Below are 26954 nucleotides of genomic sequence, written 5' to 3' on the forward strand. Positions count from 1 at the left end.
CCTTGGGGGTGTTTCATACACCTATAAACTAAACGGCGAATGCAGCGACATTTGTTATTCCCCGATGTTTCGGGGTACGCTGCTGCCGCATCCGTATAAAAATAAAAAATCTGTGGCTTACTGATCTACGTTGCTATGCGTCGATATGCTTACCTTCAATACGACCGGTTCGCTCGTATTCGGCAACCTGACCGATGCGGCGGGCGTGACGTTCTTCGTTCGTCCACGGGGTAGAGAGGAAAACCTTGATAATCTCTAGCGCCTCTTCGTTGCTGTGCTGACGACCACCGACCGCAATGACCTGGGCATTATTGTGTTGGCGGGCAAGGGCGGCAGTATCGTTATTCCAGGCCAGTGCGGCGCGAATTCCTTCTACTTTATTAGCGGCAATCTGCTCACCATTGCCAGAACCGCCTAGCACGATGCCCAGTGAGTCAAGCCCCTGCTCACGGTCTCGTTTAACGGCAAGAGCAGCGTTAATGCAGAAACTTGGGTAGTCGTCCAGCGGGTCGTACTCTTGGGGCCCGTGATCAATCATGTCGTATCCTGCGGCGGTGAGCTGTTCGATCAGGTATTGACTCGTCTCAAGACCTGCATGGTCGGTGGCGATATGTACGCGCAAGGGGTTCTCCTGATGGTGTTCCGTGGCGCTCACAGCGTGGATATTTATATCTTTGCAGTGAGTGGTGGACTGGCTTCCCGAAATGTGCACGGCGATAGTCGTCTCTATTCTGGGCGCCCTCAGCTGTTGTGTCTCTATAACTGTAGCGAATTTAAACTTATTCCTGTAACCGGTATCGGGGCAATGGCAGGTATTATTTCGGCACATATTTTTCTGCCCACACCTGCCCTTACCATCGACACGTATTTTGCGCATGTGATGAGTAATAATGTGCTCTCTGACGGGATGCGTTAGACTGTGGTACTAGGCACTTTTTGTCGGGGCACATACACATATCTGAGTTTGTTTGATGCCCATATTCTTGAACTTAGTTTTGCGCTGTTTCTCCTGGTAGGTCCGCTGCAAAACACTACAGGAAGATTTATAAACACATATCGAGAAAGGGAATCATGCCCGGTCTAAATTTAACCCGCGATGAGGCGATTGAGCGTGCGGGAATTATTAAGCGGGTTCACACCTACCGTGTTGATCTCGACCTTCGCACAGACAAAGATGTTTTCTCGTCGATTGTTGAGATTCGGTTCGATGCTGAGCCTGGCGCATCCACGTTTATTGACGCTATTACCTCTCAGGTAAATTCGATTGAATTAAACGGCGAGCGGCTTGATCCTGCTCTTGCCGATGGGGAGCGCATTACTCTGCCAAATCTTGCAGCGCAGAATGTTCTGAAGATCGATGCAGAGATGTTCTATACAAATACCGGTGAAGGTTTGCATCGTTTTGTGGACCCGGCAGACGGTGAAATTTATCTGTACTCACAGTTCGAGGTTCCGGATTCTCGCCGTGTTTTCCCTGTATTTGAGCAGCCAGATTTGAAGGCCGAGTTTGAGTTCAGCGTGCGTGTTCCTTCGCACTGGGTTGTGGTTTCTAACCAGCCCGAGGTGAAGATTGAACCCAAGGACTGCGGCTGCGGTCGGGCGCAAACATGGTATTTCAAGCCTACCCCGCGTATGTCTTCGTACATTACAGCCGTCGTGGCGGGCCCATATGAGAAGGTTACGAGCGAACTGACGAATTCTGAGGGGCGTGTTATTCCGCTGGGTGTTTACGCGCGTAAATCGCTGATGCCCTATGTAGATGCGGACGATATTTTTGAGCTGACTCGCCAGGGTTTCGAGTTTTATGAGGAGCAGTTCAAGACGCCGTATCCTTTCGAGAAGTACGATCAGCTCTTCGTCCCCGAATTCAATGCGGGTGCTATGGAAAACGCAGGGTGCGTAACCTATCTTGAAACCTATGTGTTCCGTTCCAAGGTTGCAGAGGCGCTGCGTGAGCGCCGCGCCATTACGATACTTCACGAGCTTGCGCATATGTGGTTTGGTGATTTGGTCACCATGAAGTGGTGGAATGACCTGTGGCTGAACGAGTCATTTGCCGAGTTTATGTCTACACTGGCTGCGGCTGAGAATACCCGATACGCACAGGAAGCATGGGCTACGTTCTCGGCTTCCGAAAAAACCTGGGCGTATAGGCAGGATCAGCTCTCCTCAACCCACCCAATTGTGGCTGAGATTCGTGACCTTCATGATGTTCAGGTGAACTTTGACGGCATTACCTACGCGAAGGGCGCATCGGTACTGCGGCAGATGGTTGCGTGGGTTGGTCAGGAAAACTTCATGGCGGCCTTGAAGAAGTATTTTGACAAGCACGCTTGGGGTAACACGGTTCTTGACGACCTGCTGGTCGAGCTGGAAGAGACTTCCGGCCGTGATGTACGCGCGTGGAGCGCCAAGTGGCTTGAAACCGCAGGGGTAAACACGCTTACGGTCGAGGTCGCCGATGATGCCGAGGGCACTATTACTTCTCTTGGTATCCGCCAATCCTATGCTGCCGGTTATGAGACGCTGCGCCCGCATCGCGCAGTTATCGGTTTCTACAATCTGACAGACGGAAAGCTTACTCGCACCGACCGCATTGAGCTGGATATTGACGGCGAGCTGACCGAGGTTGCCGAGGCCGTAGGCAAGAAACGCCCCGACCTGATTCTGCTCAATGATGAAGATTTGGCGTTTGCCAAGGTTCGCCTGGATGAGCGTTCTATTGATACTGCGGTGAAGCATCTGGGCGACATCGATTCGTCGGTGGCTCGCGGCGTGGTCTGGGGTTCCCTCTGGGATACTGTGCGTGACGCCCAGATGCCCGCGCGGCAGTATGTAGAATTTGTGCTCAACAATATTGGCAAAGAGACCAATTCAACTGCATTGCGAACCCAGCTGGGTAACCTCTCCATTGCTCTGCGTTCCTTTGTTAATCCTGAGTTTAGGGATGAAACTCGTGAACGTGCCGCCGATCGCCTGTGGTCGTTGGCTTGCGCCGCTCAGCCGGATTCAGACTCGCAGCTGCAGCTGGTTCAGGCGTTTGTGAACCAGACCCGAACCGAGGCGCAGTATGAGATTGTGCAGCGGCTTTTTGAGGGCGATATTGTGCTGGATGGCTTGGAGATTGACACCGATTTGCGGTGGACCCTAATCTGCCGCCTGGCGACGGGTGGCCGTGTGAGCGCCACGCAGATCGATGCTGAGGCGGCGAACGATAACACGGCAACCGGTCAACAGTATGCGGCCCAGGCATATGCGTCTCAGCCGAGTGAACAGGTGAAAGCCGAGTACTGGAACAAGATTATGGTAACCGGCGAGCTGTCTAATATGATTCAGCGCTACGCCATTTTCGGTTTCAAATCGGGCGAGCCCGAGCTCATTGCGCCGTACATTGAACCGTATTTTGAGCTAATTGAGGGCATTTGGCGTTCGCGGTCACACGAGATTTCGATGCAGATTATTGGCGGCATGTACCCTTCGGAACCCACCGCCGAACTGCTGGAACGCACCGAAACCTATTTAGCGTCTTTGCCTGAGGATGCGGCGGCTCTGCGACGACAGATTGCGGAGGCGCGCGATGGCGTGGCTCGTGCCTTGAAGGTTCAGGCGGCTGACGTTTAGGGCAATAATCCCCTAAGCTTGCTGTCCCCAACCTATATAAAAAGGTTCTTGATGTGAAACAAACCGCGAAAATTACGCTTATTTCACGTCAAGAACCTTTTTTAGCGCCCATGGGTTATGTTGGGCCAAGTGGATCTTGAGAGCTATTGTTTTGGGCAACAGTTCTATTCGCTAAGATCCTTGAAATACCGAGCAACGGGCCAGCGAACAAATCCTTCGGATTCATAGAGTGCCCGGACCGGTGCGTGCCCTGAATCGCCGCCGGTTTCGACCATCACCATGCGCATCCCGGCGTCTTTAATCTGCGCATAGGCGTGCTCCATGAGCTGCTGCCCCACGCCGCGCCGCTGGTACTCGGGATCGACAGCAATCACATAAATCTCACCCATCTGATCCTCGGGGTGAATACGTGTGCAAACCCAAGCGACCGGGTGCTCACCCTCAATCGCAACAGACACATTCTGAGGCTCCTGATCGAGCACTTCCTCTAAATCGCTAAGCTGTCGCTGCTGCCATCCCTGAGGATAGAAAGCATCATAAACGAACTCGGGGACGTCGTTGTGTATCCGCGGAAAAACGGATCCCCAGGCGCGAAGTGAAATCTCCAGAAGAGCTTCCCGATATATAGGGCTATAAGAAACAATACGCATTGTTACAACCTATAAAAGCAACGTCTGAAATGCAATGCTGTCTTGAACTATGCCCGGTTCTGCATGGCACGTGCCGCACGCTCGAAATAGTCCCACATAGTCGCATCAATCATCATGGGAAGATCGAGGGTATCCATTGCCTGCCGCATATATTTCAGCCAGGTATCGCGTTCCTTCGCACCGATCGGGTACGGGTTATGCCGGATGCGCAAACGCGGGTGACCTCGCTGTTCCTGGTAGATGCTGGGCCCGCCAAAGTACTGAATCAGGAACAGTTTCAGCCGTCGCGCCGATGCATCGAAGTGGTCAGTATCGTTTGCTTCAATCTCGGCGGTCTGTTCCTCTGTGAGGTGTTCGGGCGGAAACGGGTCAAAATCCGGGTACATGGCAGCAAACTCGGGGTCGGCTTTCACGAGCGCATAGAACCTGCGGGTGAGCTTATCGAAGGTTTCCTCGCCGCCCACCTGGTCGTAAATGCTGACCTGCTCGCCCGGCTGATTTGCAGAATAACTCATGCGAGCGCTCCCGAGCCCGAACGCACTAGCACATGCCCGCCGGGGGCAGCGATGCGCACCCAGCCGTCGGAACCAGTACGGGCGGCATATATAGCGAGCTCACCGGTGAAGGTTTCGGGGAGGAATCCGAAGACCTGCAAGGCGAAAGCTGCGCCTGTAGGTATAGGGGTTCGGTCAAACTCCGGCAGGTGCTCAAGCACCATGGGAGATGACCAGATACGGGTTCGCACGGTGGTGAGCACTGCGGCACCAGGGTTTTCGGGGAGTGCTTTTTCGACGGCGGTAAGTCCGTCACGGCTGGCGCGGCGGAATTGATCAGCATCAATAGTTCCTAGCTTTTCCCATCCTTGCAGGGGTGCGGCTTTCCCAGCCCATTCGGTGTGTACGGTAACGGGCGGCAGATACAGCACCATCTCGGATTCTTCAATGCGTGCCAGGCGTTCGAGCAGGGCGGCTGAATCTACCACAATATCAAGGGTTGAAGGCTTCGCGAGGTTGAGGGCGCGCATCCCCAGAATGGTGGGGGTGTTATCCAGCATGGTTTCGGGGGCGAGAGAGCATGCGAAAACGGCAAGCACACTCCCACGGGCGGTAAGTCGTATTGCCGCTTGGGTATCGAGGGAACGTGCGCGTGAAATATAGGTGCTGAGGTCGGCAGCGGCGGCTATACCTTGCTGGTTGTTGGGGAAGATAAAGTAGGGTTCGTCGATGCCTTCGTGCGGATTGTATTTGAGGTCTATACGCCGGGTGTTGGTTGTGGCTGAGCGTGGAGGTTCTTGCGGTTCCGGTTCTGGCAGAGGTGCTGCGTCGGATGTGTGCAGGTCATCGGTCATGTTTTGCCTCTCGCTCGCATATTTTCTTCGATAAATCATCCTCAACTTTACCCCTTCGTGTCAGAATTAAAGAATGACGAAGCCCACCCCCACCCAGAACTTGATGACCATGCTGAACCTGACCCCCGCTGAGCCGGTGGGCGGTGACGACGCTTTTACCGCTGTGACGCTAACCCGTGAGACCCCGCGCACCTATGGCGGGCAGGTGCTCGCTCAGGCTATTATGGCGGCTGATAATACCGTTACCGATAAGGTGCTTCATTCGATTCATGCATATTTTTTACATCCCGGTGATATTACGAAAGAGCTTATTTTTACCTCACAACAGCTCAATAATGGGCGTTCTTTTGCGACTCGCCGGGTTCAGGCGCTTCAGGACGATATTCCCATTTTCTCTGCGATTGCATCATTTCAGAAGCCCGGTCGCGGCCCCGAGCATACGGCTGTTGAGATGCCGCAGGTTCCCGAACCCGAGGGGCTGCCAAGCGTGAGCGACTACATTGGCGAGGTGGCGCATCCGGTAGCGCAGGCTGTTGCATGGGAACGCCCGATTGATATGCGCCACGTGGATGCGCCCCTGTACACTCAGCCGGATGCCTCCTCGACACAGCCGCGTGCCTGCGTGTGGTTCAAGACCTTTGACCGCCTAGTGCATGCTGATGGTTCTGAGGCCTCGGAGGCGGAGCACCGCGCCGCTATTGCGTACGCTTCGGATTACCTGCCGCTGGAGCCGGCCCTGCGCCGTCACGGCAAGTTCTGGCTGGAGCCGGGGCTGAAGAGCGCTTCGCTGGATCACGCGATGTGGTTCCACCGTTCGGCACGCGCCGACGAGTGGCTGCTGTACGTGCTGGATTCTCCGAGCGCGCAGGGTGGCAGGATGCTCGCGCAGGGTTCGATTTTCAATCGTTCCGGTGAGCTGGTGGCGACCGTGGCGCAGGAAATGATGTTCCGCCTGCCCGAATACCGCTAGAGTTTCGGCGCTGCGACAGCGTAAAACGTCAGAGCATACAGAAAGACCGTGTGAGGTGGTTGTCTCACACGGTCTTTCTGTATCTAGTTTATGCGCTCAACGCCGCTAACGGGTGTTTATCGGGCTTCGACGTCAACCACACCGTCCGGGGAAATGTGCACGGTGCGCTTGGTGTGGCGGGAAACGAAGAAGTCACCCATGAATACAAGTCCCGCTACCAACAGCGCTAGAGCGATCAGCCACACTGCCACCGTACCGAAGAACATCGGGAACAGCAGCACGAGCAAGCCCAGGATCAGGGAACCAATAGCAGAGAACTGCAGTTGGCGTCCGGCGGCGTAGTCTAGGTATTTCATGCTCTGGGCAGTCATCATACGAATCAGCGCCCACGTAATCAGCCACACACCCACAATGGTTGGGATGTAGGTCGCCTGTGCGCCCGCCGAGGCTGACAGCAGAATCAGGCCAGCCACCACGGTCAGGATGCCGTTGATCAGGTCCCAACCGGTACGTGCCGGCTTCGGGGCACCGAAGTAACGCACCAGCTCAAACACACCACCGAGCAACACCGAAATGGAGAATACAAAACCCAGAACTACCAGCGGAGTAGCGGGGTTGGCGAACATGTAGATCGCCGTTGCAACCAGTAGCAGACCGGTGACCAAGGACATCCAGTTATATTTTGAAAGCATGATACTCTACCCTTCGTATCAAATACGTCAGTTGTACTTATGCACATACCCATTATAAACCACGAATGTGAAATCCGCCATAACATATTGGTCACCACTGGGCGAACTATTTCTACCGGCAAACAGCCAACACGTAGCGGAGCAACACGTGAGATAGCGGAACCATATCCCCCTCCCCCAGCAGGCACAGCAAAGCCCCGCCTCCGCACGCTTCAACAGCGTTAGGAGGCGGGGCTTATTACCGTGCAAAACCCTACCGGGTCAGCTTGCGGTGCACCACGCGGTGCGGTTTCGCAGCTTCCGGTCCCAGGCGTTCTATCTTGTTCTTCTCGTAGGACTCGAAGTTACCCTCGAACCAGTACCATTGATCCGGATTCTCTTCAGTGCCTTCCCATGCGAGGATGTGGGTTGCCACACGATCGAGGAACCAACGGTCGTGAGAGACGACGACGGCGCAGCCGGGGAATTCCAGCAGAGCGTTCTCAAGCGACGCCAGGGTTTCCACATCAAGGTCGTTGGTAGGCTCGTCCAACAGCAGCAGGTTACCGCCCTGTTTGAGGGTCAGCGCCAAATTCAGGCGGTTACGCTCACCGCCGGAGAGCACACCCGCTTTCTTCTGCTGATCCGGTCCCTTGAACCCGAACGCCGAAACATAGGCGCGCGAAGGCATCTCAACATTGCCAACCTGAATATAGTCCAGACCGTCCGAGACAACCTCCCACAGGCTCTTCTCGGGGTCAATGTTGGAGCGGTTCTGATCGACATAGGAAATCTTCACGGTTTCGCCGACCTTGAGCGAGCCGCCGTCAAGCTCTTCCAAACCGACGATGGTCTTGAACAGGGTCGATTTACCCACACCGTTCGGGCCAATCACGCCCACAATGCCGTTCCGCGGCAGAGAGAACGACAGACCGTTAATGAGCGAGCGCCCGTCAAAACCCTTCTGCAGGTTCTCGGCCTCAATCACCAGGTTGCCCAGGCGCGGTCCCGGCGGAATTTGAATCTCTTCAAAATCGAGTTTGCGGGTCTTCTCAGCTTCGGCCGCCATCTCTTCATAACGCGCCAAACGTGCTTTCGACTTCGCCTGACGACCCTTCGAGTTTGAGCGCACCCACTCCAGTTCTTCGTTCAGGCGTTTAGCGAGTTTCGCGTCCTTCTTGCCCTGAACTTCAAGGCGGGCACGCTTCTTCTCAAGGTAGGTGGAGTAGTTGCCTTCGTAAGGGTAGAGGTTGCCGCGGTCAACCTCGGCGATCCATTCGGCAACGTGGTCTAGGAAGTAGCGGTCGTGAGTAATCGCAATGACCGCACCTTCGTAAGACTGCAGATGCTGCTCAAGCCACAGCACCGACTCAGCATCTAGGTGGTTGGTGGGCTCATCCAGCAGCAGCAGGTCTGGTTTCTGCAGCAGGAGCTTGCACAGCGCCACGCGGCGGCGCTCACCGCCGGAGAGGTGAGTGACGGGGGCGTCGGCGGGCGGGCAGCGCAGCGCCTCCATCGCCTGTTCCAGCTGGGAGTCTAGGTCCCAGGCGTTTGCGGCATCGATAGCTTCCTGCAGCTTACCCATTTCTTCCATGAGGGCATCAAAATCGGCGTCAGGTTCAGCCATGAGCGCGGAAATTTCGTTGAAACGGTCCAGCTTCGTCTTGATCTCGCCCACGCCTTCTTCGACGTTGCCGAGCACGGTTTTCTCTTCGTTCAGCGGCGGTTCCTGAAGCAGAATACCTACGCTGTATTCGGGCGAGAGGCGTGCCTCGCCGTTCGAGGGCTGATCCAAGCCAGCCATGATTTTCAGGATGGTCGACTTACCGGCGCCGTTGGGACCAACCATACCAATCTTGGCGCCCGGGAAGAACGACATGGAAACGTCGTTAAGAATGACCTTATCACCCACAGTTTTGCGGGCTTTGGTCATCGTGTAAATAAATTCAGCCATAGTGTTCTATTCTACCGCTATTTTTGGGATGCGCACGCGGTTTTTAGTCACCTTCAGCTTGTGCGCGTTTACGTTCATAGGAGCGGGCAGCTCGGATGCGGTCGCCACAACGTACGCTGCACCACCTACGTCGTGCGTGGGTTCGTAGCATTATGCGGTCGCAGTCAGGAGCTTCGCATTGAGAGAGTTTATCTCCTTCTTCGCCAGTCAGTAATGTGATGGCATCGTAGGCGATGCGCGCGATTGCATAGTCCACCTCTTGGGTGAGGGGGTCTTCAACTCGCCGGGTGTACCGCTGGTTTTCCGTATCCCAAGCTAGAGCGTTCATGGTGAGTGCTTCATGTGCTGTCTTATTGACGGCGTGAAGCGCACCCGGGTAGGGAGGACGCTGGTTTAGATACGCGTCAAGAAGTTCTTTGATGACGTACCGAAAGCTGATGAATCTGCTGGTGCAATAGCCTTGCAATTCATATGAGTCATTCACGATGTGGTGTTCGTGCGCCCATTCGGTAGCTATTTCTGGGGTTGCGAGCAGATCGTATTGTTCGCCACCGGGTGTTTTATGGAGGGTATTAGCTAGCGCTATGCAGGGGTGTTCTTGACTTCCGGGTGCCGCCGGAAGGTGGGAGGTTCGGTGAGAATTTTCCATATTTCTCATGGTATCACTTGCCTTTTTCCATGAATGACCCTATTGTTAATCACGGCAAAAATATATTTTATCCATGAGAGGACTATTTTTATGCCTACGATTAACGTCATCACCGGCCCTACCGTCCTGATCGAATACGCGGGTTTGCGCTTCCTGACCGACCCTACCTTTGATGCCCCTCAGGACTACGACATGGGCATTACCGTTCTCAAGAAGACTGCCGGCGCACCCATCACCCCTGAGTCGGTTCTCCCCATCGATGCAGTCCTACTCTCGCACGACACCCACCCCGACAACCTCGACACAAGTGGTCGCGCCCTCCTCCCCGAGGTTGGTCACGTCATCACCACCAAAGACGGCGAAAAGAACCTTCAGGAAGAAGGCCTCACTAACGTCACCGGCCTGGCACCTTGGAATACTTTCATCGTGTCAAAGGATTCTGCCGAAGTTACTGTCACCGCAATGCCCGCACTCCACGGCCCGGATATCCCTGCAATTCAGGAGAAGGCCGGTCCTGTCATTGGCTTCCTCCTTCAAGCCGAAGGAGAACCGACCGTATACATTTCCGGCGACAACTCCGAGCTCCACATTGTAGAGGAAATCGCTAAGCGCATTGCCCCCGTTGACGATGCTGTTCTTTTTGCAGGGGCAGCCCATCCCATTGGTCCGGAGTTTGATATGACCATGACCGCTGAGAATGCCGCAAAGACCGCGAAGCTCTTAGGAGCTCAACGTGTATACATTGCTCACACTGATTCCTGGGGCCACTTAGGTGAAGATCTGCAAGATACAATTCGAGTCTTTACCCAAGAGGGACTTGGCAATAAGCTCATGAATAAGTAGATCATTAAGATTTCTGGGGTGTGTGCAGACTATTGCATACACCCCAGTTTTTGTGTGAACACTTTAAGGCTCACTTATGACCAGTTAGACTCGAAGGTATGGGTACACCGAATTCTCACGAAATAACCGCCGAAGACCTCCATAAGGTTGTCGATCAGATTGCGCTTACTATGCCGTTGGCGACCTCCGATCAGCCTTTCGGACCACGTAATACGGTGTACCGCATTAGCGGCAAAATTTTTGCGATGTACACGGACGGTATCGGCTACCCGATCGTGAATCTGAAGACCGACCCCGAAGAATCCGAGGTTCTGCAGCGCATGTACCCAAGCATTATTCCAGGGTGGCATATGAATAAACGGCATTGGATTTCGGTCGGCGCAGGCAAGGGTGTTACGCGCCAGCTTCTTGAAGAGCTCATTGAAGATGCTTACCTGCGTATTATGTACGCCCTGCCCAAGGCAAAACGCCCTATCGAATTCCGCGAGCGCCCGGTTCCCGAAAAACATTAGATACTGCAGGCTCACATGTATATTCCTGCCAGCGATCCCGTTCTTTTTCTGAAGCTTTCTGCTGATTACAACTATGCATACATGGCGCATGGACGTACCGGCGGGGTGGTCTTGCGCGCCTGTGATAGGTTTCAGAAGGCGCATGCTCTCGGTATTCCTGCGGTTCCGTGGGGCTTTTCATGCCCTGAGAAAACGGTTCGGCACATTCGCCAGGAAATTCTGCGTGCCCGTAAGCTAGGCGGTGAGCTGGAAATTTTGATGATCTATCGTGAGCCTGATCTGCCGGTTATTCCGGCGCCCGAATCGCACGGTTTTGAGAGGCGTGATGATGTTCCTCAGCTGATGCCTTCCAAGTTGCGTGATAGTTGGTTGGATGCCGGTTTTTCGGCGGAACGTCACGGTAGTTTAGAAGATCGGATGCTTGCTCTCGCTCAGGTAGAGGAATTTACTGACCCTGAACCTCTAGATCTTGCCCGCTACGAGCATACGAGTACTCACCGCCCGTTATCATTGTCGATGCGCGGCTCGCTCTCCCGTGCTCTGGGCAGTAGGTATAAGCCTGCGGAGGATCCGGGTGCCCCGAGTAAGATTTATTGGATTCAGGGGCGCGCCGTTGTTTACGATATTCTCGACTTTGAACGTTTTAACCCCTAACTGTAAGGGGTTTCAACGAATGCAACGGTGCTGCGTGTTAGAGCTCTTCCGGTCTAGCTTGCTTAACGAGATTTAGGGAAATGTACACCGCGCTCGGCAAGAAAATGTCGGTCTTTCTTATCCCAATTTTCTTCAGGATACGCCTCAAAAAGATCGGGGCGGCGGCTCATGGTACGTTCAATCTGCTGCTCGCGCCGCCACCTGGCAATAGCACCGTGATTGCCCGAAAGCAGGATAGGCGGAACCTCGTAGTCGCGCCACTGCGCCGGTTTTGTATACACCGGGTACTCCAAAAGCCCGCCGGTGTGCGACTCTTCTGCAAGAGATTCTGGGTTTCCCAATGCCCCAGGAATTAGTCGAGTAATAGCCTCGATCATCGCCATGACCGCTACCTCTCCGCCGTAGAGCACATAGTCCCCCATCGAGACGAGAAGCACGCGGAAGCGGGTTTGTGCCCAGTCGAGCACACGCTCGTCAATACCTTCATAGCGCGCGGGTGCGAAGGCAATATGCTGTTCTTCAGCGAGTTCATAAGCCATTTGTTGGTTAAAAACCGCGCCTGCCGGGGAAGGAACAATCAGGAGAGGACGATTATCCTGCGCAGGCACGAGTTTCTGAGGACTCGAATTTTCCTCTGCTCTTTCTCGCTGTTCTTCCGGCTCATCGCGATTATTTTCGTGGTGCTCCTCCCCCGCCCGCTGCGGTGAATTCACAAGCACTTCATCAAGCGCAAGCCCCCAAGGTTCCGGTTTCATGACCATACCGGCACCACCGCCGTAGGGAGTATCATCAACCGTGTGGTGACGGTCGAAGGTATAGTCACGCAGATTATGCACACGCAGATCGACCAAACCGTTTTCGCGGGCTTTCCCTACCAGCGAGAGGTCTAACGGAGTCAGGTACTCGGGAAAAATAGTGATAACGTCGTAGCGCACGGGCTACTCCCCCGTATTTTCTGGGTTCGATGCAGCAGATTCTGCTTCAGCCACGTTGATAAGACCGGGTGGCGGGGTCAGAAGCACGAAACCGGGTTCGTCCTCAGCGGTGGTCACAACTTCAGGAACGATCTCTTCGACGAAGGGAATCATAATCTCGTCACCGCCGTGCTCGGCAGCAAGTTTAACGAGCAGTATATCCTGCGCGGGCATGGTCTGCAGACCGGTAACCTTCCCCAGAGGCTTCCCCGCTTTAGGATTATTGACGGGGTTCTCCCCCTCAGGAACCTTCATCAGAAGATATACGGGCAGGTTCACGAGTTCCTGTTCGTAGAAGCCTTCATCATCTTCGTCCTCGGGAACCTCAAACATCAGGCGGCTGCCCCGCAGCTCTTCCGCTTGGTTGCGGGTAGTGACTTCCTCAAAACGCACCACCAGAATCTTCTTATTCCAACGATGCCCCACCACTTTAAGCCTTCCCGTTGGTGCAACAGTAGCCACAGGGCTTTTCGGGGTGAAGTTTTCCAAGTCGAGAACTTCTCCGGGGGCAAAGCGCTCCTCGGGGATATCTGTGAAGAGTTGAACCGTAACTTCACCGCGAATACCGTGCGGTTTGCCGATACGCGCAACCAAAACCTGCATGTTGTAAACCTCTGGGAAAACTGGGGCTTGTAGACACCTAATATTCTACCGGCAGGTCCGAAAAAGCGCAGACTCTCACAAGCTTTGGAAGTGCCCACCTGCTGTGCGATTACCTGATGAAAATTCTCACGCTTAAAGCAGAACGTTCCAACACCTTGCCGGTGGTGGAACGCTCTTGATGCTATATCAGCTAACGCTTTCTGTCGGTGTCGATAATATCAATCCGAACCTGATCACCCTCAGAAATCGCATCCATCACGGTGCGAATGCTCTTAGCGGTTCGGCCCGAACGACCAATCACTCGACCCAAATCATCGGGATGTACCCGAACCTCCAGCGTCTCGCGATGGCGCTGCTGGCGCAAACGCACTTTCACATCGTCCGGATGCTCGACAATCCCTCGAACCAAGTGTTCGAGTGCATCAGCCAACATAATTACTCAGCTGCTTCCTCGGCAGCCTCTGCTTCAGCTTCAGCAGGAGCCTCCTCGGTTGCTTCCTCAGCCTTATCGGCCTTGGGGGTGATGGCCTCAGGAAGAATAACGGAACCCTTCTGGGGGACAACGAACTCAGCCTTAGGCTCAACGGGCTTGATGCTGTTCTCAGCCTTCTCGCCCTTGAAAGTTGCCCAGTCACCTGAGAGCTTCAGCAGAGCCAAGACCTGTTCGGTCGGCTGTGCGCCAACAGACAGCCAGTACTGAGCACGCTCAGAGTTAATCTCGATACGCGAGGGCTGCTCGGTCGGGTGGTAGATACCGATCTCTTCGATAGTCTTACCATCACGCTTCACGCGAGAATCCGCAATCACAATACGGTAGCGAGGATCGCGGATCTTACCCATACGCTTGAGACGAATTTTAACAGCCACTGTAGTGGTTACTCCTGTTTCAATACTTGGTGCGAAACCGCGCTTCAGCGCCCGTGGGGCGGGCCGTTCACGAAGTCTCTATGGACACAACAAAGCGCGAAGAGAGGGGTCACGCAATGTCGGGTACTCAGATAGGGTAACAAATAGGGCGATTTAAATCTAGCGGATCCTCGCGTTTTCGGGCATATGTCGCTGTTATAGCGTTAATCGTCGGAGCTTATCTCAAGAACTTCGCCGGTTTCGAGGGCTTTCAAGGCTTCTTGCAGCCGCCTCACCATCGCCGGGCGCACATAATCGCCCAAGTTTTCACCGGCCACCCACTCATAGGTCACCAGTTCATCATTCTGCAAAGTAATGGGGGTGTCACGCGGAATAACGCCCGCATCGTACATGTAATATGTGGAGTCGCCCCAGACACCTAATGCGAGCCCATGGAAAATAGCCACCAAACGACCCGGAGTCAGGGTAAGCCCTAGCTCTTCCTGAACCTCACGGAAGCATCCTGTTTTCGGTGCCTCGCCCGCCTCTACAGTTCCGCCCGGAAGAATCCAGCCGTCCTTGTAGTTCGGCTTCACCACAAGTAGTTCGCCTTCTTCATTGCGAATAAGCGCTCCGGCGGCAAGTCGACGTGTTGGAAGTGTTGCAATAAAAGCTACCAGTTCCTCATGGCTTAAATATGTATCTTTCATAGATTCCGCTTTCGTCTGTACTTAAGCATGGTTCTTGCAAGCGTTGAAGGTTTTAAGAGAAGAACTTACGGACGGTACGACGTACCCTCTCCCCCAGCTCTGTGGCGGACGAAGTATCTGACGTGGAACTCGCGGCCTGCGAGCAGGCTTTGCGGGACTTACGCGGAGCTTCCACGTAGATGCCGTCACGCAGGTCATCAACCAAGGTTCGCCGGTGCAGCCCCTCCGACGATGCGCCCTGCGGGTTATCGCCCCGGCGCACGAGCTCCGCGTTTACGGGAGCGTCTGAAGCTTCTTTACTGCGATGCTCATCAAGTTTCTCGCCAGCAAGCCGAGCGAGACGAGGCGCTAAGAGAATCTCACTCGTGCCGCCAGCCGCGAGAACAGTGCTCAGAGCTGTCAAAATTGGGGCGCTCTTACCCTGCGCTTTTTTGCGGCGCGCAACAGTCCAAAACACGGTTGCCAGCCCCAACTGCGCGGTACCGTCCACCCGAAAAACACGGGTAAGCAAACGATTTTTGGGATCTTTTCCAGCAGAAGTCTCACCAGGCGATTCCGAGTGTGCGGGCTGAACTGTATGCGTTGAAGAGTTCGTCTCAACGACCGCTTTGCCTGATGCACCGCTAGGACTATACGCATCCACACGCGGACTTGAGGAAGGCTTTTTCACCAAAGACTCGTTCTGCTGATTATCACGTTGTTTGGTGGTACCCACATGAGTATATTCGTAAGGAATCTCGCCGCTTTGAGACGCAGCAAGCCACTCCGCAAGAGTCACACGGCGGTTTGTAGCTACCAGACGATAGCTACGTTTTAAAGCCTCTATATCAGGAAGTTTATCGGACTGGTAATGCGCAGACAGTGAGTTATCGTCACTCTGTGCCGGATCCATGTCTGCTTGAGACGAACTTTCGTCATGAGGTGCCGCCAGCAGTTCAGCAGGGTCTTCGCCGAACACACGAGCGGTCCCAATCGCACCGATCTCAAGACCTTCCGTCGGTACCGCTGCCAGCTCAACGGGAACATGCAATAGCTGAAGCACCGATTCGAGAGCAAGAGTGTTCTTCGTATCTCGCAGATAGCTTTCAAGGCGCCTTCCCGCAGAAGTTCCAGAAGGAACGCCGAAAAGCAGGGAAAGCTCAACAATAGAGCGAGTAAGCTCGTCTTGGTCCAGACCAAAAGGCTCGGGCGGCAAACCTGGCAGACTCGTCAGAATATCTTCCAAAGAACCCTCATAAGAATCGCAATGTTCACGAGTCATAGTTCGTGTGAGGGTCTTCGGAACAGACTGCCAGAAGAACTCCAGAATGGTCGAGTCCTTCTCCTCCGGCTCGCCCAACATCCAGGCAGGTGCGTTCTCGTTCTGCTCTAGCTCTTGAGGGGCCTCCATAAAGATGAGATGCTGTTGATGCGCATTCCCCTCCGCAATCAAGGCGTGACACTTTGCTTCGGCGATAACAGCCAAAATGTCATGCGGATCGCCACTAATAATCGTCCATGTTCCTGCCGGGGCTGCGACAATCTGGCGTTCCGGCTGGGTGAGGAGCATGCTGGTGAGTGCGTCCAGGTTAATATCTAGAAGCGCCGCAGCATCGCCATCAACTAAAAATTCGATCTGGTAAACATCATGCGGTACCGGTACCCACATCCCTGGTTCTTCTTCAAGAGCAATACCGGTTACTGGCATTCGTTCAAGAAGCCACTCAACGTATTCTTCCAAGGGTTCACCCTTGCGAATCTGTCCGTGTGCCACATGCAAAACGTTCAGGTAACCTGCGGGATTAAGCGAACACAAAACATATATCTGAACTTCACGCTCGCCCATCTCATAGGCGATAAGTTCGGGTCGTTCCCGAGTCAGCTCTATAAGAGCCTGAATCACATCATGATCGCTGGCGGCGCGCGCCAACATGCGGCGACGGTGCAGGTTCTCATCCTCAACGTCAGAAAAAGTCACATCAAAGATTTCTTCGGGAGAACCCGCATGGTCATGCTGAGGAGCCGAATAATGTTCGCCGTTTTCCTCGGAGTTATCCGGATCTTGGGGAGCCGGAGTATCCTGCCACATCTGGTTAAGTTCTTCGACCGTCAGATCATCATGGGCTAGTGAGGCGGCAACATCATCTACTTCACGCGGATCAATACGGTGTTCTTTATCCTCATGAAGTTGTTTCGCCCGCCGGATCAGGTCAATAATAGCGCTCGCAACATCCGCAGTTTCAGGATCAGCATCATCACTAGAGTCACTGGAATAGACCACTTTAGAACCGGCGATGTCGGGGGTGTTTTCACCATACTCTAAAGACAGGCGAACCCATAAATAGTCCGGGATGGGGCCATTTTGACTGGCAGATGCCTCCGGCTTGGTGTAAGTCCAAGGGTTGGCAGTTTCATGGCGCTCACGACCGTTCTGTTCAGCGCCGCCCTGCGCTGATTCTCGGTGATGTTGCTCGTTGTTCTGCATTCTTCCCCTTAATAGCGTTCTGCCGTTTGCCTCATCTGCCCCGCTACTAACACCGTAAAGCCTTCTGCTAATTTGTAGGCGCAGTTCGCTTTTAGGGCATCGCCGGTGAGAAACGGCGTTACGAATCATCGGATGCACACTGTAGAGATCTGCATTCCACGCCTATCAATCGGATCCGTTTTCTCATGCAGGTTTTCAGCCTGCAGCACGTGACCTGATGGTGTGTGTCATAGGCGCGGTATTATCGAATCCTCTATACCAGAGTAACGCGTATGTCTTCATGATGTGTGAATACGGAGTGAGTCGTCTTCATACACCGGTAAATTCTTGTCAAACAACGTTCACGATGTTTGACGGCTCTTTCATAAAGCCGCCAGAACACCGCGAACACCATTTCACAGTCTCTCTACTGTAGGAACTTCTCAAAGCCCTTCGGCAGATTCATCTTCGAAAGATCAAGATCTTCTTGCTGCTGCGCCTGCTGCCCGAAAGCCGCACCCTGGCGTGCCTTCTGAGCGGCAAGTGCCTCTGCCTCTTGCTGCTTACGCTTCATGGGGTTGCCTGAGCGACCCGCCTTCTTCTTGTTATTATTTTTCTTATTCTTTTTACGGTTACTTCCGCCAGCCGCGGCCATACCGGGCATCTGCATGCCGCCGGGCATACCAGACATCTTGCCGGTGGCAAGCTTCTTCATCATCTTCTGTGCCTGAGCAAAACGCTCCATGAGCTGATTCACCTCAGAAACAGTCACGCCCGAACCTTTCGCGATACGCGCACGGCGTGAGCCGTTAATGATCTTCGGTGCCACACGTTCATGCGGGGTCATCGAACGTACAATAGCTTCAACGCGGTCAATTTCACGTTCGTCAAAAGACTCTAGCTGCTGGCGCATCTGGGCGGCACCGGGCATCATCATGAGAAGTTTCTTCATGGAACCCAGCTTGCGAATCTGCTGCATCTGCGCCAAGAAATCATCAAAGGTGAAATCTTCCTGATCAATGAATTTCTTGGCCATGCGGTCGGCTTCTGCCTTATCCCACGTGGCCTCTGCCTGCTCGATCAGGGTGAGCACATCGCCCATATCCAGAATGCGGCTGGCCATACGGTCGGGGTGGAATTGCTCGAAATCATCCACGTTCTCACCCGTGGATGCGAACATAATCGGTTTGCCGGTAACCGAAGCAACGGAAAGAGCCGCACCACCACGGGCGTCACCATCAAGTTTAGAGAGCACTACGCCGGTAAAGTCCACACCCTCGTTGAAGGCATTTGCGGTATTCACGGCGTCCTGACCAATCATCGCGTCGATTACGAACAGGACTTCTTGAGGCTCAATAGCATCGCGGATATTACGCGCCTGCTGCATGAGTTCAGCATCCACACCCAAACGGCCTGCAGTATCAACGATCACCACGTCATGGAGCTTCGCACGCGCTTCAGCAACGCCATCTCGTGCAACCTGCACAGGATCGCCAGTAGGGGTATCAAATTCACTGGTCACGCCCGGGTGGGGCGCGAAAACGGGTACGCCCGCGCGCTCGCCCACAACCTTCAGCTGGGTTACCGCGTTTGGGCGCTGCAAGTCAGATGCCACCAGGATGGGGGTATGCCCCTGCCCCTTGAGCCACTTCGCGAGTTTACCCGCCAGCGTGGTTTTACCGGCGCCCTGCAGACCAGCCAGCATAATAATGGTGGGACCGGTCTTAGCCATGTTAATGCGGCGAGTCTGCCCGCCCAGAATGGTAATAAGCTCTTCGTTTACAATCTTGACGATCTGCTGTGAAGGGTTGAGTGCCTCTGAGACCTCAGCACCGAGGGCACGCTCTTTAATATGTGCGGCGAATTCACGGACAACAGGCACGGCGACATCCGCATCCAGCAGAGCGCGGCGAATTTCGCGGACGGTTGCGTCAATGTCTGCCTCAGAGAGGCGGCCCTTGCCACGCAGGTTTTTAAAGGTTGCCGTCAAACGGTCAGAGAGAGAATTGAACACGAGCCGTGATCACTTTCTTATCGTCGAGGAAACGGACTGCACCCAGCTTGAACCCAAGATGGTCGCCCATTTTTAAGATGCTTACTCAATCTCCAAGGATACAGGATGTGCCAAGATCTACTGTCGATGACACCCTCCAATGAGCGTTTGGCGAAACTGTATACAATACGCAGTTAGATAATAAAGGTATGGATTTTCGAACGACAGCTGCAGGATATCAGTACGGTGTGCGAGCTTCGGCACTGATCATACACGCCGGTAAGCTCTTGACCTACAGTCACGACGGCAAATATTTTGTGCCCGGCGGCGCTGTACAAGTTGGTGAGCACAGCGCGGATGCGGTGCGTCGCGAAGTACGCGAAGAACTAGGCATCGACTGCACGGTTCGGCAGCTTGCGTTCGTAGGAGAGCACCTTTTCACAGTGCACGGTATACCGAACCACCGCATTGAATTTCACTACCTCGTGGAGGTTGATTCTGAAGCGGTTCCGATAACCACCTGCGAAGAGGAGCATCGCTACCCCTGTGTCTGGCTACCGCTCGATTCCCTGGCGGATTATCCGCTCAAACCAGAGTTTCTCGTGCACGAACTGCCGCAGTGGAACGGAAAACTCAAGCACCTGGCAACCTATGAATAGAGTGTTCTGGCGAGTGAATGCACGAACCGGGAGTGTTTTCTTCATCTGGAAGCAATTTAAGATGAAGAAAACACTCCCGGAAATATCGCCTCATTATGTGCCCCGCTAAAATGCCCGATGCACGAGAGCAGGGTTCAGGAGCTAGTCGAGAAGCGCATCCACGAAGCCTTCGGGATCGAAGGGCGCCAGATCGTCTGGACCTTCGCCGAGTCCCACGAGCTTGACGGGAACACCCAATTCTTCCTGAATAGCCACCACGATGCCGCCCTTTGCGGTACCGTCGAGCTTGGTGAGCACAATACCGGTCACATCCACGATTTCGCCGAAGACCTTCGCCTGCACCATACCGTTCTGCCCGGTTGTCGCGTCAATCACCAAAAGCACCTCGGTCACGGGGGCTTCCTTTTCGATCACGCGTTTAATCTTGCCGAGCTGATCCATCAGACCGGCCTTATTCTGCAAGCGACCCGCGGTATCTACCAGCACCGTGCCGATACCCTCAGCCTTAGCGGTCTTTACCGCGTCGAAGGCAACAGAGGCAGGATCAGCACCTTCCTTCTCGCTGCGCACGGTCTTCACGCCCACACGGTCGCCCCAGGTCGTCAGCTGTTCGGAAGCCGCAGCGCGGAAGGTATCAGCCGCGCCCAGCAGAAGCGAATTTCCGTCCGCAACCATCACGCGGGCGATCTTACCGACCGTCGTGGTCTTCCCTACCCCGTTCACGCCGACCACAAGCACCACGCCGGGATTACCGTCGGTGCCCTCGGTCTTTAACTCACGATCCATTGTGGGACCGATAATCTCAAGAAGCTCTTCATGAAGCATCTTCTTCACGGCGGCGGGATTATCGGTTCCCTCCACACGCACCCGCTTCTGAAGTGCCTCCACTAGGCGCGTGGTCGGCTCAGCCCCCAAATCAGCCATGAGCAGAGTCTCTTCGACCTCATCCCAGACATCCTGATCGATGCGATCTCGTGAGAGCAGAGCCAAAAGCCCCTTGCCCAGCATGTTGTTCGACCGCGCCAAACGGGCACGCAGACGCACCAGACGCCCCGCCGAAGGATCAGGAATATCGTAACGGGAGGCTGGTTGCTCGGTCTCTTCCGATGTGTCTTCCGCCTGCGTATCATCAGCATCACGTGTGCTCGGATACCCGCCACGCGGCGCTTTAGCACCGCGTGTAAAGGCGAAAATAACGCCAGCAATCACTAATACACCCAGCACAACTGCCAGGATTATCCACATTGATTCATTCACACTACTAGCTTACCGGCTGGTATGAAGATGAAAAGGGGACTGCGCAGGAAAAACAATTCCATAGCGTGCGCTTCCGCATAAAATGACTCTTCGCTCAGGCGTTTCGCGGTAGGCGAGGAATATCCTCAATGCTCCCGACCCACAATTCTTAAGAGGAGTAGACTAGTGAGAGCAAGCGGCATCAGACGAGATGATGCGCTCCCTCTAACCAACACGCACGGCAGCTTCGCCGCCAGGGTGGTTCTACCGCCAAATACTCAGAAAAAGTTATGACTCCGCACGAACACAACGCACAGTCCCGAGGCTCCTCCCCCGCAGAAACTCAGCAGGATACCGGGAAGAACGAACCTTCCAATACCGGCAGCACGCAGCAATGCACACCGGACTACATGAGTGCAGCAACCGGTGCGATCCCTATCGTCAGCCCCGGTGCGGATGCCATCGCATCCGCAACTATTGAGGATGAGAGCGGCAGGCGCATCCAGCTCACGAAGGCTGACGAAGCTGAAAGTACGCCGCCTGAAACACCTGCAAAAACTCGTATTCCTACCGGGTTGAAGGTACTCATTGCCGCATCTTTTATGATCGCGCTCGGGTACGGACTCGTAGCACCTGTACTCCCCAGTTTTGCGCGTAGCTTTAACGTGGGAGTAGCGGCAACAACGATTGTGGTCTCGGCATTGGCGGCCATGCGGTTAGTCTTCGCACCGGGTGCGGGCAAGCTCATCTCACGGTTTGGTGAGCGCCCAATCTACACCTGCGGCATGATTATTGTGGCGGTTTCATCCTTCGTAAATGCCGCTGCCTGGGATTACTGGGTGCTGCTCGCTTCGCGCGCATTCGCGGGTATCGGTTCAGTCATGTTCACGGTTTCTGCGATGGGTCTTCTGGTGCGTTCAGCACCTTCGCATATGCGCGGGCGGGTTTCGGGATACTACGCTACCGCATTCCTACTCGGGAACATTATGGGGCCGGTCGTCGGCGGTGCACTCAGCGGCTTGGGAATGCGCCTGCCATTCGCCCTCTACGGCTGCTCGCTGCTAGTAGCTGGGGCTATCGTCTGGTTCATGATGCCTCCTGCTGATCAGATCGATGCCGAACGTGAGGCATACAGCCTTCCCACCCAGCATGATACTGGCTCCAACGCCTCCCCCGATGCAAACGAGCCCGATACTAACGATGCTTCTACAACCGATGTACCAGCTTCGGGCAAGGAATCACCCCGGCAGAAAACCCCTATGCCAGCCACGATGACCGTTCGGCAAGCACTCAAATTTACGAACTACCGCTCGGCGCTTTTCACGAACTTTACGATTGGCTGGGCGGTTTTAGGCATACAGTCTTCTCTGATTCCTCTGCTCGCGGCGTATTTGGCGACGGGCGGCGATGCGTCTAGGGCACCGGAGGGAACCGTCCTTGCCTCTACGGTGATGGCGGTCGGTTCGTTAGCAAATGCTCTTACCCAAACCGTTTCGGGGCATCTATCAGACAACTTGGGGCGGCGCATCATGATTTTTATCGGTTTGCTTATTGCCGGAACCGCCATTTCGACTATTGGTATTTCTTCGGCGCCTTGGATGCTTGTGGCTCTCATCGTGGGTATGGGTGCTGGTGCCGCACTGATCACGCCCTCGCTGCAAGCCTCTGTTGCCGATGTGATCGGCAGCAAACGCGATGGCGCACCCGTACTTGCAACCTTCCAAATGCATAGTGACTTCGGCATGATTCTGGGCCCGCTTCTCGCCGGTGCTGTCGCCGATACGTGGGGCTTCACACCTGCATTCATGCTCTGCGGAGGTTTGCTCCTGGCAGCTTCACTCACCTGGCTGCCATTCCGTACTCCACGCTGGCCCAGTGAACTGGCGGATGAGAACTATACCGGAAGGTAGGGGAACATTCACAAAATGCTGTGGGCTAAGAACACCTTCGAGCGTTCTTAGCCCACAGCATTTTATTTTGCGCCTAGAAAACGTTAGAGAAGTTCGCGCAGCTCATCCATATTTTGTGAGATTACAGTCGAAACGCCGTTGCGCATCGAAACGCCGTAAAGGGTTTGTGCAATCTGCATCGTGCGTTTTTGGTGGGTGACCACGATGAGCTGCGAGCGCTCCCCTAGTTCTTGCAGTACTGTGAGGACTCGCCCTAGGTTGCGGTCGTCAAGGGCTGCTTCTACCTCGTCAAGGGCGTAGAACGGTGAGGGGCTTGCCATAAAGATGGCGATTAACAGCGCCAGGGATGCGAGCGATCGTTCCCCTCCGGAAAGAAGCGAGAGACGTTTGACTTTTTTGCCAGCCGGACGGGCATAAATATCTACGCCTGAGTTAAGAATATCGTCAGGGTCGGAGAGTTCCAGGCGTCCCTCGCCTCCGGGGAAAAGTATGCCGAAGATACGTTCATAGTGCTCGTTTACGGTGTTGAATGCCTGCGTGAAAACTTCAGCGATGTGGGTGGTGACTTCGTCCATGACGGTCATGACATCGCCGCGAGATTTTTTGAGGTCAGCGATTTGTTCCCGCAGGTAGGTGTGTCGTTCGGTGAGCGCTTCGTATTCTTCGAGGGCGAGGGGGTTGATTTTGCCGAGTTTTTCGAGTTCGCGTTCGGTGGCGGCAAGCCGTGTTTGAATGGTCTCGGTGGGTACATAATCTTCGGCGTTTTCGTCAGGGATGGGGTGCGTCTGCAGAATTTCGTCGAGAGGCAGATGGGTCAGAAGCCGTGAGCGTTCTGCCAGAGTTTCACGACGGGTTTCGAGGCGTGCGAGTTCGGTTTCGGCGCGCGAGATGAGGGCGAGGGCTGCTTGATGGGCTGTCGCAAGGTCTTGTTCTTCGGTGTAGGTTTCGGCACGTTGTTCGGCGGTTTTGCTCATGCTATGAGCGATTTCGTCAAAATGATTTTTCCAGGTTTCTGCTTCAGTGGCTAGAGCATCAGCTAGCGCATGAGCTTGGCGCTGTTGTGACCGTGCTGCGGTAGCTAGGCGATGCGCTTGCTCGCGCGCTGCCTGCGCTGCGGTGAGAGCACGTTCTGCACGGCTATAAGCCTCCCGGGTGCGTTCCATTGAGGCTTCTGCAGCATGCATTTCGGCGGCTCGTTGTGCAGCTTCGGCCTGGATGCGGGCATGGTGCTGTTCTGCCTCATGCAGTGTTTTGCGTGCCTGCGCGAGAGAGCCTTCGAGATCGGCGGGGTTATCCGGGGTACCGTTGGCTTCGGCCTCTGCACCCCCCATGGTCCTATGCGTCATACGAGCTTCTTCATGGGCGGTCAGCTCGTCGCATGTCTGTTGGTATGCGCTCTGAAGTTCCTGTGCTTCATCTGCGGCATGGTGCAGTTTTTCGGCAGCGCGCGCGATCTCGGCATGCAGACTTTCGGATCGACTTAGGATACGTGCATGCTCCGCCTCGGCGCGGGCGCGGGCGGCACGGGATTCGCCTAGGAGTTTGGCGGTGCTGCGTTCTGTCTCGATTGCATCGGTGAGAGCGCGTTCGGCGGCCGTAAGTTTTTTCTTGACACGGTTGAGTTTTTCTAGAGCTTTTTCGGCATCGTCACGGGCGGTCTGCGCGGCGGCGGCAAGTTCGAGAGTGCTCTGTTCGTGTGCTGGGTGCAGAACACTGAAGGCGGTGTATTCGATTCCCTGTATGTCGTAAACACGCTGAGCGCCGGCGGTAAGTGCTAAGGCAGCTGCGGGCGCATCCTGTACGAAGTAAACTCCGTGCAGGCGTGCGTAGAGTGCCGCGTTAAGAGCTGTGCGGGCGGGTTGATCGAGTAGATTCTCTGCCGAGTCTGTGGCAGGAGTAATGACTGTAAGCGCCGCTACGGCATCTGGTACATCTGGAAGGTCCAGAGTTTTTTCCGCTGATTCTTCTGTCTTTCGAGATGTCTTCTTAGTCTTTGCTGTCTTCTTCCCAACGTCAAAGATAAGACGAGAAATATGGGTGTCTTGCGGGGCGTTGATTGCTGCCGATGCAAAAGCAGCCAGTGCGGCGGAAGCGGCGCGCTCCCAGCCTTTCTCGATGGTAAGAACCTCAAAAACACGCACGAGCTGATCAAGATGTACTTCCGAGAGATTGTCGGTTATCTCTAGACTTTGCCCAAGGGCTTCTCGCAGAGTTGCGGCACGTTCATGGGCACCAGCATATGTTTGGGAGGCCTCTAGTACCTGGGCACGAACCTTCTCACGGGTTTCTTCGGCTTTAGTTCGTACGCTAGCGGCGGCGGTGAGATCTCGCTGGTGAGTTTCTTCTTCCGCTGCCGCCGTCTGCAGGGCAGCCTCTGAGTGCGCTACGGTCTTAGCCATACGCGCAGATTCGGCGGTCAAGTCTTCGTGTTCAGCACGGCGGGTCTCTTCCACGGCACAAGCGCGTTCATAGGTGGCGCGTGCCACGGCGGTAGCTTCAGCAAGTTCGGCACGGCGTTTCCTAGCGCGGTCACGCTCAACCTCGCGTTTAGCACGAGTGTTTTCCAATGTGGCGAGAGCGCTTGTAAGTTCCTGTACTCGACGTTCAGACTCCTGAGCCTCCGTCTGCGCTTTTTCGTGCTCAACAGCCGCGCTGTCACGATTTTTTTCATCCTCTGCAAGGCGTTGTGCACAGCGCTCAACTTCCTGCCGATAGTCTTCAAGGGCAGGAGCGTTTTCTTCCGCTTGGGCACGCTCAGCCGCTACCGCGATTACCGCGTTAACCCGTGCCACAAGCTCGCGGATGCGCGCTAGATGAGCGTTCGCCTCCGTCTGCTCGCGGCGGGCTGATTCAAGGTTCTCGTCGAGGGTTTTTCGCCGCGTCCGTATTTTTTCGCGGCTTTCATCGAGTTCATGCGCCTGCTCACTCGTATCGCTAAGTCGCCGGGTCTGTTCCTGTACTTGGGCGTTGAGCGCATGGGTTTCTCGGGCGATTAGTATGCCGTGCAGTTCGCGGATGCGTGCTTGCAGTTCACGCGCGGTTGCCGCAGACTCTGCTTGATCCCCAAGCGGTTCCAACTGGTTGCTGAGCTCGGCAGCCAAGTCGTTCAGGCGGGTCAGATTAGCGCTCATGGCCTCAAGTTTGCGGGCGGTTTTATCCTGGCGGCGGCGGTATTTTAGGATTCCGGCGGCCTCTTCCATAATTTCGCGGCGTTCGGCGGCAGAGGCATGCAAAATTTTATCGAGCTGACCCTGTCCGATAAGCACGTGCATCTCACGCCCCATTCCAGCTTCCGCGAGAATATCATGCACATCGGCCAGACGAGCAGGCGACCCATTAATCTCATATTCGCTGCCACCGGCACGGAACATAGTACGTGAGATTTCGACAGTGTCGGCGGGTATCGACAGCGCACCATCTGTATTATCTAGGCGCAAAACAACTTGGGCACGCCCTAATTGGGATTTTCCGCCGTTTTCGGCTCCACTCGTACCAGAACCCGCAAAAATAACATCCTGCATGGAGCCACCGCGCAGAGTTTTTGCCCCCTGCCCCCCCATAACCCAGGCGAGCGCATCCATAATATTTGATTTTCCCGAGCCGTTAGGTCCTACCACAGCGTTAATGCCGGGTGCGAATTCAAATGTGGTGGACGATGCGAAAGACTTGAAGCCGCGTAGGGTGAGCGAAGTCAGGTGCACGGATTGC

At 54.8% G+C, this 26954-nt stretch carries 24 protein-coding genes; 8 read left to right on the forward strand and 16 right to left on the reverse strand.

Annotation, left to right across the window (positions count from 1 at the left end):
* Positions 1 to 133: 133 nt before the first annotated feature.
* Positions 134 to 622, reverse strand: coding sequence for a ribose-5-phosphate isomerase (locus HMPREF2625_RS09260; protein WP_070524099.1), 489 nt, complete (start codon positions 620 to 622; stop codon positions 134 to 136).
* 36 nt (positions 623 to 658) lie between these two features.
* Between HMPREF2625_RS09260 and HMPREF2625_RS09265 the strand changes: the two genes are divergently transcribed.
* Both HMPREF2625_RS09265 and pepN read left to right on the forward strand, forming a co-directional pair.
* Positions 659 to 916, forward strand: coding sequence for a hypothetical protein (locus tag HMPREF2625_RS09265; RefSeq protein ID WP_141745431.1), 258 nt, complete (start codon positions 659 to 661; stop codon positions 914 to 916).
* Positions 917 to 1071: 155 nt separating this feature from the next.
* Positions 1072 to 3621: an aminopeptidase N gene (gene pepN / locus HMPREF2625_RS09270; RefSeq protein ID WP_070524102.1), complete on the forward strand. Its 2550-nt coding sequence runs from the start codon at positions 1072 to 1074 to the stop codon at positions 3619 to 3621.
* 164 nt (positions 3622 to 3785) lie between these two features.
* On the opposite strand, the gene HMPREF2625_RS09275 is transcribed toward pepN, so the two are convergent.
* The 3 genes from HMPREF2625_RS09275 to HMPREF2625_RS09285 are packed head-to-tail and all read right to left on the reverse strand — an operon-like array spanning position 3786 to position 5658.
* Positions 3786 to 4271 carry a GNAT family N-acetyltransferase gene (locus tag HMPREF2625_RS09275; RefSeq protein ID WP_070524104.1) on the reverse strand — a complete coding sequence of 162 codons (486 nt, stop codon included), beginning with the start codon at positions 4269 to 4271 and terminating at the stop codon, positions 3786 to 3788.
* A gap of 47 nt (positions 4272 to 4318) precedes the next feature.
* Complete coding sequence (locus HMPREF2625_RS09280; protein WP_070524106.1) at positions 4319 to 4786, reverse strand: globin domain-containing protein; 468 nt, start codon at positions 4784 to 4786, stop codon at positions 4319 to 4321.
* The gene (locus tag HMPREF2625_RS09285) at positions 4783 to 5658 is read right to left on the reverse strand and encodes a DUF8185 domain-containing protein (RefSeq protein WP_070524108.1); all 876 of its coding nucleotides are present in this window, start codon (positions 5656 to 5658) and stop codon (positions 4783 to 4785) included. The genes HMPREF2625_RS09280 and HMPREF2625_RS09285 overlap by 4 nt, the downstream gene beginning before the upstream one ends.
* Before the next feature lie 34 nt (positions 5659 to 5692).
* On the opposite strand from HMPREF2625_RS09285, the gene HMPREF2625_RS09290 reads away from it, so the two are divergent.
* Entirely contained in the window at positions 5693 to 6589 is an 897-nt protein-coding gene (locus HMPREF2625_RS09290) for an acyl-CoA thioesterase (protein WP_070524109.1), read from the forward strand.
* Between the two features lie 116 nt (positions 6590 to 6705).
* Here the strand turns inward: HMPREF2625_RS09290 and HMPREF2625_RS09295 are convergent, their stop codons facing one another.
* From HMPREF2625_RS09295 to HMPREF2625_RS09305, 3 genes are all read right to left on the reverse strand, one after another.
* Positions 6706 to 7281, reverse strand: a complete 576-nt coding sequence (locus tag HMPREF2625_RS09295) for an HdeD family acid-resistance protein (protein WP_006887992.1) — start codon at positions 7279 to 7281, stop codon at positions 6706 to 6708.
* A 253-nt stretch (positions 7282 to 7534) separates the two neighbouring features.
* A complete protein-coding gene (gene ettA, locus HMPREF2625_RS09300) occupies positions 7535 to 9214 on the reverse strand; it encodes an energy-dependent translational throttle protein EttA (RefSeq protein WP_070524111.1) in 1680 nt (559 codons plus the stop codon).
* Between the two features lie 43 nt (positions 9215 to 9257).
* Positions 9258 to 9863 carry a CGNR zinc finger domain-containing protein gene (locus tag HMPREF2625_RS09305; protein WP_065425815.1) on the reverse strand — a complete coding sequence of 202 codons (606 nt, stop codon included), beginning with the start codon at positions 9861 to 9863 and terminating at the stop codon, positions 9258 to 9260.
* A 90-nt stretch (positions 9864 to 9953) separates the two neighbouring features.
* On the opposite strand from HMPREF2625_RS09305, the gene HMPREF2625_RS09310 reads away from it, so the two are divergent.
* The 3 genes from HMPREF2625_RS09310 to HMPREF2625_RS09320 all read left to right on the forward strand — a co-directional run bounded on the left by HMPREF2625_RS09310 (position 9954) and on the right by HMPREF2625_RS09320 (position 11872).
* A complete protein-coding gene (locus HMPREF2625_RS09310) occupies positions 9954 to 10706 on the forward strand; it encodes an MBL fold metallo-hydrolase (RefSeq protein ID WP_048779201.1) in 753 nt (250 codons plus the stop codon).
* A 98-nt stretch (positions 10707 to 10804) separates the two neighbouring features.
* Positions 10805 to 11218, forward strand: coding sequence for an MmcQ/YjbR family DNA-binding protein (locus HMPREF2625_RS09315; RefSeq protein WP_070524113.1), 414 nt, complete (start codon positions 10805 to 10807; stop codon positions 11216 to 11218).
* Positions 11219 to 11233: 15 nt separating this feature from the next.
* A complete protein-coding gene (locus HMPREF2625_RS09320; protein ID WP_070524115.1) occupies positions 11234 to 11872 on the forward strand; it encodes a hypothetical protein in 639 nt (212 codons plus the stop codon).
* 62 nt (positions 11873 to 11934) lie between these two features.
* Here the strand turns inward: HMPREF2625_RS09320 and trmD are convergent, their stop codons facing one another.
* The 7 genes from trmD to ffh all read right to left on the reverse strand — a co-directional run bounded on the left by trmD (position 11935) and on the right by ffh (position 19462).
* Positions 11935 to 12807: a tRNA (guanosine(37)-N1)-methyltransferase TrmD gene (trmD, locus tag HMPREF2625_RS09325; RefSeq protein ID WP_070524118.1), complete on the reverse strand. Its 873-nt coding sequence runs from the start codon at positions 12805 to 12807 to the stop codon at positions 11935 to 11937.
* Positions 12808 to 12810: 3 nt separating this feature from the next.
* Positions 12811 to 13449, reverse strand: a complete 639-nt coding sequence (gene rimM / locus HMPREF2625_RS09330) for a ribosome maturation factor RimM (protein ID WP_070524120.1) — start codon at positions 13447 to 13449, stop codon at positions 12811 to 12813.
* A 190-nt stretch (positions 13450 to 13639) separates the two neighbouring features.
* Positions 13640 to 13882, reverse strand: a complete 243-nt coding sequence (locus tag HMPREF2625_RS09335; RefSeq protein ID WP_004004867.1) for an RNA-binding protein — start codon at positions 13880 to 13882, stop codon at positions 13640 to 13642.
* Between the two features lie 2 nt (positions 13883 to 13884).
* Entirely contained in the window at positions 13885 to 14316 is a 432-nt protein-coding gene (gene rpsP, locus HMPREF2625_RS09340; RefSeq protein WP_013399230.1) for a 30S ribosomal protein S16, read from the reverse strand.
* A gap of 203 nt (positions 14317 to 14519) precedes the next feature.
* The gene (locus HMPREF2625_RS09345) at positions 14520 to 15005 is read right to left on the reverse strand and encodes an NUDIX domain-containing protein (RefSeq protein WP_048751484.1); all 486 of its coding nucleotides are present in this window, start codon (positions 15003 to 15005) and stop codon (positions 14520 to 14522) included.
* 52 nt (positions 15006 to 15057) lie between these two features.
* Positions 15058 to 17469, reverse strand: coding sequence for a hypothetical protein (locus tag HMPREF2625_RS09350; protein WP_070524122.1), 2412 nt, complete (start codon positions 17467 to 17469; stop codon positions 15058 to 15060).
* 406 nt (positions 17470 to 17875) lie between these two features.
* Positions 17876 to 19462 (reverse strand): signal recognition particle protein, encoded by a 1587-nt coding sequence (ffh, locus tag HMPREF2625_RS09355; RefSeq protein WP_013399233.1) that lies wholly within the window; start codon positions 19460 to 19462, stop codon positions 17876 to 17878.
* Positions 19463 to 19650: 188 nt separating this feature from the next.
* Here ffh and HMPREF2625_RS09360 point away from each other — a divergent pair, with 188 nt between their 5' ends.
* Positions 19651 to 20100 carry an NUDIX hydrolase gene (locus tag HMPREF2625_RS09360; protein ID WP_070524124.1) on the forward strand — a complete coding sequence of 150 codons (450 nt, stop codon included), beginning with the start codon at positions 19651 to 19653 and terminating at the stop codon, positions 20098 to 20100.
* Positions 20101 to 20241: 141 nt separating this feature from the next.
* Here HMPREF2625_RS09360 and ftsY read toward each other — a convergent pair whose 3' ends face one another.
* The gene (gene ftsY / locus HMPREF2625_RS09365) at positions 20242 to 21357 is read right to left on the reverse strand and encodes a signal recognition particle-docking protein FtsY (protein ID WP_004004877.1); all 1116 of its coding nucleotides are present in this window, start codon (positions 21355 to 21357) and stop codon (positions 20242 to 20244) included.
* A gap of 269 nt (positions 21358 to 21626) precedes the next feature.
* Here ftsY and HMPREF2625_RS09370 point away from each other — a divergent pair, with 269 nt between their 5' ends.
* The gene (locus HMPREF2625_RS09370; protein WP_246826771.1) at positions 21627 to 23246 is read left to right on the forward strand and encodes an MFS transporter; all 1620 of its coding nucleotides are present in this window, start codon (positions 21627 to 21629) and stop codon (positions 23244 to 23246) included.
* A gap of 83 nt (positions 23247 to 23329) precedes the next feature.
* Here the strand turns inward: HMPREF2625_RS09370 and smc are convergent, their stop codons facing one another.
* Positions 23330 to 26947: a chromosome segregation protein SMC gene (gene smc, locus HMPREF2625_RS09375; protein ID WP_070524126.1), complete on the reverse strand. Its 3618-nt coding sequence runs from the start codon at positions 26945 to 26947 to the stop codon at positions 23330 to 23332.
* Positions 26948 to 26954 lie beyond the last annotated feature (7 nt).

Source organism: Rothia sp. HMSC064D08, from assembly GCF_001809525.1.
Lineage (GTDB): Bacteria > Actinomycetota > Actinomycetes > Actinomycetales > Micrococcaceae > Rothia > Rothia dentocariosa.

Excerpts from the sequence above, each read along its gene's own strand:
- HMPREF2625_RS09295 (WP_006887992.1), bottom strand. The coding sequence starts at position 7,281 with ATGCTTTCAAAATATAACTGGATGTCCTTGGTCACCGGTCTGCTACTG.
- ettA (WP_070524111.1), bottom strand. The coding sequence starts at position 9,214 with ATGGCTGAATTTATTTACACGATGACCAAAGCCCGCAAAACTGTGGGT.
- HMPREF2625_RS09275 (WP_070524104.1), bottom strand. The coding sequence starts at position 4,271 with ATGCGTATTGTTTCTTATAGCCCTATATATCGGGAAGCTCTTCTGGAG.
- HMPREF2625_RS09315 (WP_070524113.1), top strand. The coding sequence starts at position 10,805 with ATGGGTACACCGAATTCTCACGAAATAACCGCCGAAGACCTCCATAAG.
- rimM (WP_070524120.1), bottom strand. The coding sequence starts at position 13,449 with ATGCAGGTTTTGGTTGCGCGTATCGGCAAACCGCACGGTATTCGCGGT.
- HMPREF2625_RS09305 (WP_065425815.1), bottom strand. The coding sequence starts at position 9,863 with ATGGAAAATTCTCACCGAACCTCCCACCTTCCGGCGGCACCCGGAAGT.
- HMPREF2625_RS09280 (WP_070524106.1), bottom strand. The coding sequence starts at position 4,786 with ATGAGTTATTCTGCAAATCAGCCGGGCGAGCAGGTCAGCATTTACGAC.
- HMPREF2625_RS09285 (WP_070524108.1), bottom strand. The coding sequence starts at position 5,658 with ATGATTTATCGAAGAAAATATGCGAGCGAGAGGCAAAACATGACCGAT.
- HMPREF2625_RS09360 (WP_070524124.1), top strand. The coding sequence starts at position 19,651 with ATGGATTTTCGAACGACAGCTGCAGGATATCAGTACGGTGTGCGAGCT.
- HMPREF2625_RS09320 (WP_070524115.1), top strand. The coding sequence starts at position 11,234 with ATGTATATTCCTGCCAGCGATCCCGTTCTTTTTCTGAAGCTTTCTGCT.
- HMPREF2625_RS09345 (WP_048751484.1), bottom strand. The coding sequence starts at position 15,005 with ATGAAAGATACATATTTAAGCCATGAGGAACTGGTAGCTTTTATTGCA.
- HMPREF2625_RS09350 (WP_070524122.1), bottom strand. The coding sequence starts at position 17,469 with ATGCAGAACAACGAGCAACATCACCGAGAATCAGCGCAGGGCGGCGCT.
- HMPREF2625_RS09290 (WP_070524109.1), top strand. The coding sequence starts at position 5,693 with ATGACGAAGCCCACCCCCACCCAGAACTTGATGACCATGCTGAACCTG.
- HMPREF2625_RS09335 (WP_004004867.1), bottom strand. The coding sequence starts at position 13,882 with ATGTTGGCTGATGCACTCGAACACTTGGTTCGAGGGATTGTCGAGCAT.
- HMPREF2625_RS09310 (WP_048779201.1), top strand. The coding sequence starts at position 9,954 with ATGCCTACGATTAACGTCATCACCGGCCCTACCGTCCTGATCGAATAC.
- pepN (WP_070524102.1), top strand. The coding sequence starts at position 1,072 with ATGCCCGGTCTAAATTTAACCCGCGATGAGGCGATTGAGCGTGCGGGA.
- HMPREF2625_RS09370 (WP_246826771.1), top strand. The coding sequence starts at position 21,627 with ATGACTCCGCACGAACACAACGCACAGTCCCGAGGCTCCTCCCCCGCA.